Source organism: Kitasatospora sp. NPDC096204, from assembly GCF_044763205.1.
In the GTDB taxonomy this organism is placed as follows: Bacteria; Actinomycetota; Actinomycetes; order Streptomycetales; family Streptomycetaceae; genus Kitasatospora.
Genome location: NZ_JBIWFT010000001.1, coordinates 521,912 through 531,373 on the forward strand (window position 1 = coordinate 521,912; position 9,462 = coordinate 531,373).

Sequence of the window (9,462 nt, forward strand, 5' to 3'; positions counted from 1 at the left end):
GAAGAACACCATGCTGAACCTCTCCGTCCTCCTCGAGGACTCTGCCCGCAGGCACCCGGCGCGGGACGCGCTCGTGCTCGGGTCGAACCGCCTCACCTACCGTCAGGTTGACGAGGCAGCCAACCAGGTTGCGAACCTGCTCGTCGAACGGGGCGTCCGGCCCGGTGACAAGGTGGCGCTCAGCTGCCCGAACCTGCCGTGGTTCCCGGTCGTCTACTACGGGATCCTCAAGGCCGGCGCCGTCGTGGTGCCGCTGAACGTGCTCCTCAAGAGCCGCGAGATCACCTATCACCTCAAGGATGCCGACGTCGTCGCGTACTTCTGCTTCGAAGGCACGCCGGAGCTGCCGATGGGAACCGAGGGCTTCGCCGCCTTCACCGCCGTCGACGGCGTCGAGCACTTCTTCCTCATCACCGCCGATCCGGCGGCGGCGAGCCCGATCGCCGGCGCGGAGACGTTCGCCCGGGCGACCGCCGGCCGCAGCACCCGTTTCGAGACCGTGCCGACCGAGGCCACCGACACCGCGATCATCCTCTACACCTCCGGCACCACCGGGACGGCGAAGGGGGCCGAACTCTCCCACGCCAACACGATGATGAACACCCTGGCCGTCAACCGGCTCTTCACGAGCAGGCCGGCCACCGACAGCCATCTGCTCTGTCTGCCGCTGTTCCACACCTTCGGCGCGACCGTGCAGATGCACGCGGGCTTCTCCACGGCTGCCACGCTCCACCTCGTGCCGCGCTTCGACGCGCGGCAGGTCGTCCAGCTCATGAACCGCGAGGAGATCACCTTCTTCGCCGGTGTACCGACGATGTGGTGGGGCCTTCTCGGGGCGCTGACCGACGGCATCGACGTGGAGCGCATCGCCCGCAACCTCCGGGTGGGCATCTCCGGCGGCGCCGCGCTGCCGGTAGAGCTCCTGAAGCAGATCGAGGAACGCCTGAACGTCACGGTTCTGGAGGGGTACGGCCTGTCCGAGACGAGCCCGGTGGCCACGTTCAGCGACAGCGAGCGCGAGCCGCGTCCCGGTTCGATAGGCGTTCCGATCTGGGGTGTGGAACTGAAGCTGATCCACCCGGACTGGACCGAGGTCACGGAGGCCGGTGCCGTCGGTGAGATCGCCGTCAAGGGCCACAACGTGATGAAGGGCTACTACGGCCGTCCCGAAGCGACGGCCGAGGCGATCAGGGACGGCTGGTTCCGCACCGGGGACCTGGCCCGCAGGGACGAGGACGGCCACTACTACATCGTCGACCGCTCCAAGGACCTCATCATCCGCGGCGGTTTCAACGTCTACCCCCGCGAGGTCGAGGAAGTGCTCATGACGCATCCGGCCGTCAGCCTCGCCGCCGTGGTCGGCGTGCCGCACGACAGTCACGGCGAGGAGATCAAGGCGTTCGTCATCCTCGCGCCGGGCGCCGAGGCCACGCCCGCCGCGCTCGTCGCCTGGGGCAGGGAGCAGATGGCCGGCCACAAGTACCCGCGCATCGTGGAGATCGTTCAGAACCTGCCGATGACCGCCACCGGAAAGATCCTCAAGCGTGAGCTCACCTGAGCGTCACCTGTCGGCATCAGCCGCGTAGGAGGACAGGTAGGCGGCGACGAGGCGTCGGGCTTCCTCGATCACCTCGTCGTCGCCGCCCGGAGTGTTCCGGAACGCCACCTCGAAGAGCTGGTAGCCAGCTGCCCAGGCGAGCCGCACGACGAGTTGCGGGGTGTCGGCGGCGATCAGCCTCCTCCCGACGAGGAAGTGCCAGAACCTGTCCGCCTGCGACTCGTCGAAGCTGCGGACGAGCTCTTCCAGGGCCCGATGGCCCATCGCGAACCACAGCTCGACGCAGCTCGGGCGCCGGCGGAAGAAGTCGCGCATGAGGTCGATGACGCCCTCGACGGCGTCTCGAAGCGTGCGGGGCCCGGGTGTGGCCAGCTCCGTACTGATGAGCGCGTCCATCTCGCGCACATGGTCCCGCATGAGCTCGGTGTCGACCTCGTGCCGGTCGGAGAAGTAGTGGTAGACCGAGGCGGTCGGAATGCCCGCCCGTTCGCCGATCGCCTTGAGCGTGGCGGCCTCGTAACCCTGCTCGCCGAGCAGCGCCTCGGCGGCATCGAGGATCGCTCGTCTGCGCTCCATCCCACGGCGCTGTGCCCCGCGTGGGCGACGGGTTGTCGATGCTGACGATTTCATCTCGAACACGATTCGAGATCGTATCAGCGCCACTCGATCGTCCGGCCTGTCGAAGGCATTGACAGTACTTGAATCCCTTCTAAACTCGAAGTCGAGTCGACTTTGATAGTTCGACACTCTGGGCGGGAGCCGCACGTGCAGATCACGACCACCGGCAGGACGTCACCCCCCGCGGACGTCGATGTGCTGATCATCGGCGCCGGCATCTCGGGAATCGGGGCGGCCTCGCACCTCAGAACCCTCCACCCCTTGAAGTCGTTCGCGATCCTCGAGGCACGCGAATCCATCGGCGGCACCTGGGACCTGTTCAGGTATCCCGGCATCCGTTCGGACTCGGACATGCCCACCTTCGGCTTCGGTTTCAAGCCCTGGACTCACCGCAAGTCGATCGCCGACGGGCACATCATCCTGGACTACCTGCAACAGACCGTCGCCGAGCACGGGCTGACCGAGACCATCCGCTTCGGATACCGGGTGCTCAGCGCGGAGTTCTCCTCGGCACGAGGACGGTGGACCGTCACCGCCCGCCACTGCCCCACGGGTGAGGCGGCAGAGTTCACCGCACGCTTCCTCTTCCTGGGCACCGGCATGTACGACCACGACGCCGGCTTCACACCGGAGTTCACCGGCGTCGAGGACTTCGAGGGCCAGGTGGTCCATCCCCAACACTGGCCGGAGGACCTGGACTACACGGGCAAGCAGGTAATCGTGATCGGCAGTGGTGCCACGGCGGTCACACTGATCCCGTCGATGGCCCGCACGGCCGGGCACGTCACGATGCTCCAGCGCTCGCCGGGCTACATCTTCTCCTCACCCGCCGAGGACAAGATCGCCAACGCGCTCAGGCGAATCCTCGGCCACGAGCGCGCACACAAGGCCGTCCGGCGCAAGAACATCCTCCTCACGCGCGGGGTCCACAAGGCGTCCCTGCGTGCCCCGAAGCTGATGCGCAGGCTGCTGATCGCCAACGTGCGCCGCCAACTGCCCCGGCACTACGACGTCGACACCCACTTCACCCCTCGTTACAACCCGTGGGAGCAGCGGCTGTGCGTGGTGCCCGACGGCGATCTGTTCAAGGCGCTCTCCGCCGGCCGGGCCTCCGTGGTCACCGACCACATCGAACGGTTCACGAAGACGGGCATCCTGCTGAAGTCGGGCCAGGAGCTGGCCGCGGATCTCATCGTGACCGCGACCGGGCTCATCATGTCGCCCTTCGGCAAGATCAGGTTGAGTGTCGACGGCCGGCACGTCGATCCGTCTGCGACGACGTCGTACAAGGCGATGATGCTCTCCGGCGTGCCGAACCTCGTGTTCGCCCTCGGCTACACGAACCTCTCCTGGACGCTCAAGGTCGACCTGGTCAGCGAACACTTGTGCCGACTGCTCGACTACATGGACTCCCACGACTACGCCACCGTCGAACCGGTGCTGGACGATCCGTCCGTGGAGCGGGTGCCGTACATGGACCTGGCCTCGAACTACGTCCGGCGGGGCATCGGGGCGTTCCCGCGCGCGGGGACCAGCGGCCCCTGGACCGTCGAGATGGCTTACGAGAAGGACGTCAAGCGGCTGCGCGAGGGCCCCGTCGACGATTCGGCACTGAGGTTCACCGCCGCCGGGCCAGTGCCGTCGGCCTCCCGACCGAGGGGAACGCGATGAAGCACGACATCACGTTCACCAGTCACGGCGTCAGCTGCGCCGCCTGGCACGTGCCGGCCACCACGGACGTCTTGGCCGGTCCGGCGGGGCGGCCCTGTGTGGTCATGGCGCACGGCTTCGGCGGCACCCGCGACAGCGGCCTGCTGAACTACGCCGAGCCCTTCGCCGACGCCGGCATCGACGTGCTCGCCTTCGACTACCGAGGCTTCGGGAACTCCGGGGGCGCACCCCGCCAGGACGTCTCGGTCCGCCGCCAGCGGCAGGACTACCACGCGGCCCTCGCGGCCGCGCGGCGCCTGCCGGGCGTCGATCCGGACCGGATCGCGGTGTGGGGGGTGTCGTACGCGGGCGGTCACGCCCTCGTGGTCGCGGCACAGGACGCCCGTGTCGCCGCGGTCGTCTCGCTGACTCCCGTGACCGACGGCATCGCCTCCTTGGCGCAGGTCGTACGCCACGCCGGGGTCGGCCGGTTGTTGCGGCTGGCCGGTCATGGATTGCGTGACGCAGCTCGCGCGCTCACCGCGCGAGCTGCGCACCACGTGCCCGTCGTCGGGGAGCCCGGTGGCCTGGCGATGATGAGCGTGCCACGCGCGGAGGAGCTCTGCGCCTCGTTCGCCGGGCCGGCCTTCCGCAACGAGGTGTGCGCCCGCGCGGCGCTGAAGGTCGGGTTGAACCGGCCCACGACCTTCGTCGGACGCCTGGCGTGCCCGATCCTGGTCCAGGTCGGTACGCACGACCGCATCGCACCGCCCGATGCGGCACGCCGGACCGCCCGCAAGGCGGGTCGGTGGGCGCAGTTGCGCGAGTACCCCGTCGACCACCTGGACGTGTACGCCGGGCCGGGGCAGCAGCGGGTGCTGGCCGACCAGCTCGCCTTTCTCACCCGCACCCTGAATCCGGCCCGGACACCCCCGCCTCGGGTGCGGCACGAGGCTCCCCGGGCTCCCCGGGTGTAGGACCCGTGCGGTCCTGGGCTCCCGATCTTCTTTCACCGCAACGTCGTTCGCCACCACGCATTCTTCGTTCAACGGACTGGATGATCATGTACGACTACGTCATCGTCGGCGCCGGATCCGCAGGCTGTGTCCTCGCGGCGCGGCTGTCGGAGGACCCCGAGGTCCGGGTGGCCCTGATCGAGGCCGGTGGCCCCGACACGGCTCAGGAGATCCACATCCCGGCCGCCTTCCCCCAGTTGTTCAAGTCCGGCCTCGACTGGGACCTGGACACCGACCCGGAACCGGGCATCGGCGGGCGGCGGGCCTACCTGCCCCGGGGCAAGGTGTTCGGCGGCTGCAGCTCGACCAACGCGATGATCTACATCCGCGGCAGCCGTGCCGACTACGACGGCTGGGCCGCGGCAGGGGCGACCGGCTGGTCGTACGACGAGGTGCTCCCGTACTTCAAGCGCGCCGAGGACAACGAGCGTGGCGAGGACCACTTCCACGGTGCGGGCGGGCCGTTGACGGTCAGCGAGGGAAGGTCGGGGCATCCGCTCTCCTCGATCTTCGTGCAGGCCGCCCAGCAGGCCGGGTACAAGGCGAACGACGACTTCAACGGCGAGGACCAGTTCGGCGTCGGGCGCTACCAGCTGACGCAGCGGGGCGGCCTGCGCTGCAGCGCGGCCGTCGCCTACCTGCACCCCGCCCTCGACCGTCCGAACCTCACCGTGTTGCCTTCGGTCCTCGCCCGCCGCGTGGTGATCGAGAACGGCCGGGCGGCGGGCGTGGAGGTGGACCGCGGCGGCGCCGTCGAGGTGGTTCGCGCCGAGCGCGAGGTGATCCTGTCGGCCGGCGCGTACGAATCCCCGAAGCTGCTGATGCTGTCCGGGATCGGCCCCGCCGCCGACCTGGCCGCCTTCGGCATCGACGTCGTGCGGGACCTCCCGGTCGGCCAGGGCCTGCAGGACCACTACATGGCGATGCTGAACTTCCGCACCGGCGCCGAGTCGCTGATCAGCGCGGCCACCGCTTCGAACGCCGCGCTGCTGCAGAGCGAGGGGCGCGGCCCGTTGACGTCCAACATCGGCGAGGCCGGCGGATTCTTCCGCAGCCGTCCCGAACTGGACGCCCCCGACGTGCAGTTCCACGCCGCGCCCGTGCTCTTCAACCAGGAGGGGCTCGGCGCGGCCCCCGAGCACGGCTTCGCCTTCGGCCCGTGTGTGCTCGCCCCGACCAGCCGCGGCGCGGTGACCCTGCGCTCGCCCCGCCCGGACGCCGCGCCCCGGATCGTGCACAACTACCTGGTGACGCCGCAGGACCAGGAGTGCATCGTCGTCGGGGTCCGGATCGCCCTGGACATCGCCGCGCAGCAGGCGGTGACCGATGCCGTCACGGGACCGTTCGAGGTGCCGGCCCCCGGTTCCTCCGACGCCGACATCCTCGACTGGGCGCAGCGGATCGGCCAGACGCTGTACCACCCGACGTCGACCTGCGCCATCGGCTCGGTCGTCGACCCCGAACTGCGCGTGTACGACGTGGCGGCCCTGCGGGTCGTCGACGCCTCCGTCTTCCCGACGGTACCGCGCGGCAACACCAACGCGCCCACGATCATGGCCGCCGAGAAGGCGGCCGACCTCATCAAGGGAGTCGTGTGACCGGCGATCCTCCGGGTCGCCTCCACCGTTCGCACGACTACCGCTACGAGAAAGGACCACCCATGGACAAGTCGGTGCGGGACGCGTTCCGGAACGACGGTGCCGCCCTGATCAAGGGCTGTCTCGACGAAGGTCAACTGGCCAGGTGCCGCGAGGCGTTCGACTGGGCCGTGGCCAACCCGTCGCCGCTCGCGTCTCAGCTCCTCGACGGGACTGAGCAGCAGTCGCTCGTCGACAACGCCAACCCGCTCGCCAAGGACCGGCTGGACGATCTGGTGTCCTCGCTGCCCTTCGGCCGGCTGTTCGCCGAGCTGTGGGGCTCGGAGAACGTCTGGTACTTCGCCGAGGAGGTGTTCCTCAAGGCCGGAGGAAAGGGCGGCCGCAGCGCCTGGCACCAGGACACCGCCTACCTGCCGTGGGCCGGCGAGCACTGGGGAAACGCGTGGATCACGTTCCAGCCGCTTTCCAAGCAGTACTCGCTGGAGGTCGTGCGCGGCTCCCACCAGGGTGCCCAGTACGACGGCACCACCTTCGCGAACCCCGACGACCCGACCGAGCCGCTCTTCGGCGACGGTTCCCTGCCCCGCCTGCCGGACGTGGAAGCCGAGCGCGCGCTCGACCCCGACGCCTACGACGTGGCCTCGTGGGCGACCGAGCCCGGCGACGTCGTGGTGATCCACCCCCGCTCGCTGCACAGTGGCCCCGCCGTCGACGCCGGCTGCCCGGACCGTCACACGCTGGTCCTCCGCTTCTTCGGCGACGACGCGGTGTTCCGTGCCCTGCCGGACGTGGAGGGGCACCCCTTCGCCCGCAACGGCGTCCTCTTCGTCGAGGAGATGGCGAAGCTCACCCCGGGGGACCCGTTCCGCTCGCCCCTCTTCCGCAAGCTGATCTGAAACGGACCCCGCCATGAGTACCCACGACATGAAGCGTCAGCTGATCAACCCGCCCCCGACTCAGGCGATCTACGAGGCGCTGCACTTCTCGCAGGCGACCCGTGTCGGCGACCTGGTCTGGGTGTCGGGACAGGTCGGGATCGACACCGCCACCCTGACACCCGCCGACGGGGTGGAGGCCCAGACCCGGCTCGCGTTCGAAGGCGTGAAGTCCGCCCTCCGGGGCGCGGGAGCGAGCTTGGCCGACATCGTCGAGCTGTCGACCTTCCACACCGACCTCCGCGGGGACATGGAGGTGTTCAGCCGGGTGAAGGACGAGTACCTGCCCGAGCTGTATCCGTCGTGGACCGCGGTCGGCGTGAGCCAACTTGCGCTCCCCGAGCTGGTGGTGGAGATACGGGTTGTCGCCGTGGTCGGCAGCGGCGGCGACTGACAGCGGTGGTTTCCTGATCGTTGCGCGGCGGGGAGCCCCCGGCCGGCCAATCGGGGGCTCCCCGTTGCCGTGAAGTTCCCCCAAGGCCGGGTAGACCAGAGGCCTTCGACCGGGCTGAGGTCCGGCGGGTACCAGGGCCATGGGAAGACGGTGAGCCAGTCGCGCTCGGCCGCGTACCGCTTCGTGCCGGCGGCCAGGTGAGCTCGAAGACTCCTCCTGCCTTTCGGTCATCGGCGGTGTCCCGGTCCGCATCGTCGAAGCGAGGGTGGGCCGCGCCTATGCCGACGAGAGCACCTTCGAGGACTCCGACCGCTCGGTCACCCAGTGTTCTCGACATCAATTCGACTTTCAGTACTTCCAGTAACCGCCAGCGAAGAACGGTAAGAGGAGTCGCGCGTCATGAACGCCGTGCAACACATGGACGAGGAGACCTGCGACGTCGTCGTGATCGGCGCGGGAATGGCGGGCCTCATGGCGGCCACCACCCTCGTCGACAAGACCGACGTCAGGGTGCTCGAGTCGGAGGACCGTCCGGGCGGACGGGTCGAGACGGTCCGGAAGGGCGACTACTGGATCAACGTCGGCACCCAGTTCACCGAGGGAACGGGGCCGTTGATCGACGCCCTCGACCGGCACGGCATCGAGATGGGGTCCCTGGCCGACACGAGGGTGGAGCTCGTCCTCAATGGTGCATCGGTCGACACCTCCGACGTGCTCGGCCTCATGTTCCGCACCCGCATGACCGTCATGGACCGGGTCGGTATGGCGTTGGTCGGTGCCCGAATCCTCGCCGCGGTCCCGTTCCTGGAGTCGGAGAGCCGCCTGGCGAAGAAGGTGCGGGCCAGGCTCGACAGGCGCCCCGCGTCGCACCTCCTTCGCGGCGTCCGCTCCGAGGTGGCCCGGGCCATGGTCAGGGCCTGGTCCGCGCAGTGGATGGGGTGCGAGCCGGAGGAGACAGCGGCGACCCAGCTCGTGGCGTCGATTGGAGTCGCTCTGACGGACCCGGCGAAGGTGCCGAACTTCGCCCTGCCGGTCGGCGGAAACCAGACCTTGACCGACATCCTCGCCGCGGACCTCGGCGACCGTCTCCAGCTCGGCTCGACCGTGCGGTCCGTGCGGAGGAGCGGCGACGGCGTCGTCGTGGACTACGACGTCGCGGGCCGTCCGGCACGGCTCCGCGCCGCACGCGCCATCGTCTCGGTGCCCAGCGACGTCGCCACGCGAATCCTCCCCGAGCTTCCGCGCGCGCACCGCGAGGCGTTCGACGACATCCGCTACGGCCGGTACGTGGTCGTCGGCTTCTTCACCGAAGAAGAGGGCCCCCAGCCCTGGGACGGGCTCCTCGGCGTGTCCACACCGCAGCTCTCCTTCCAGGCAGTGTTCAACCACGCCGCCGCCCTGCGAAGGAAGGGGCCGCGTAGGCCGGGCGGTGCGCTGGCGTGCTTCGCCGGTGGCGCCTCGGCCGACGCCCTGTTCGAACTCTCCGACGACGAGATCGTCGCCCGGTTCTCCAGGGACCTCCTCTCGGTCTACCCCCGGCTCGACGGGAAGCTCGAGGACGGCATCGTGCGACGCCACCGCCGCGTGGTGCCGTTCTGGGTTCTGGATCACTTTCCGTGCCAGAGCCACAGAGCGTCACCACAACCGCGATCATGAACGGTCGTGGCTGACGACCTCCTCCAAGACCTCTGGC

At 69.3% G+C, this 9,462-nt stretch carries 8 protein-coding genes; 7 read left to right on the forward strand and 1 reads right to left on the reverse strand.

The window, feature by feature from the left end; genetic code table 11:
• Nucleotides 1–10 precede the first annotated feature (10 nt).
• The gene (locus ACIQ87_RS01740; protein ID WP_402399955.1) at nt 11–1,558 is read left to right on the forward strand and encodes a long-chain fatty acid--CoA ligase; all 1,548 of its coding nucleotides are present in this window, start codon (nt 11–13) and stop codon (nt 1,556–1,558) included.
• 3 nt (nt 1,559–1,561) lie between these two features.
• Here the strand turns inward: ACIQ87_RS01740 and ACIQ87_RS01745 are convergent, their stop codons facing one another.
• Entirely contained in the window at nt 1,562–2,134 is a 573-nt protein-coding gene (locus ACIQ87_RS01745) for a TetR/AcrR family transcriptional regulator (RefSeq protein ID WP_402399958.1), read from the reverse strand.
• Nucleotides 2,135–2,323: 189 nt separating this feature from the next.
• Here ACIQ87_RS01745 and ACIQ87_RS01750 point away from each other — a divergent pair, with 189 nt between their 5' ends.
• The 6 genes from ACIQ87_RS01750 (at nt 2,324) to ACIQ87_RS01775 (ending at nt 9,425) form a co-directional block, all read left to right on the forward strand.
• Nucleotides 2,324–3,847, forward strand: coding sequence for a flavin-containing monooxygenase (locus ACIQ87_RS01750; RefSeq protein WP_402399960.1), 1,524 nt, complete (start codon nt 2,324–2,326; stop codon nt 3,845–3,847).
• On the forward strand, nt 3,844–4,803 hold the full coding sequence (locus tag ACIQ87_RS01755) for an alpha/beta hydrolase (RefSeq protein WP_402399963.1): 960 nt from the start codon (nt 3,844–3,846) through the stop codon (nt 4,801–4,803). The genes ACIQ87_RS01750 and ACIQ87_RS01755 overlap by 4 nt, the downstream gene beginning before the upstream one ends.
• An 80-nt stretch (nt 4,804–4,883) precedes the next feature.
• On the forward strand, nt 4,884–6,440 hold the full coding sequence (locus tag ACIQ87_RS01760; protein WP_402399965.1) for a GMC family oxidoreductase: 1,557 nt from the start codon (nt 4,884–4,886) through the stop codon (nt 6,438–6,440).
• Between the two features lie 62 nt (nt 6,441–6,502).
• Nucleotides 6,503–7,336, forward strand: coding sequence for a phytanoyl-CoA dioxygenase family protein (locus ACIQ87_RS01765; protein WP_402399968.1), 834 nt, complete (start codon nt 6,503–6,505; stop codon nt 7,334–7,336).
• 13 nt (nt 7,337–7,349) lie between these two features.
• Complete coding sequence (locus ACIQ87_RS01770) at nt 7,350–7,769, forward strand: RidA family protein (RefSeq protein ID WP_402399970.1); 420 nt, start codon at nt 7,350–7,352, stop codon at nt 7,767–7,769.
• Nucleotides 7,770–8,168: 399 nt separating this feature from the next.
• Nucleotides 8,169–9,425, forward strand: coding sequence for a flavin monoamine oxidase family protein (locus ACIQ87_RS01775; protein ID WP_402399973.1), 1,257 nt, complete (start codon nt 8,169–8,171; stop codon nt 9,423–9,425).
• Nucleotides 9,426–9,462: the final 37 nt, after the last annotated feature.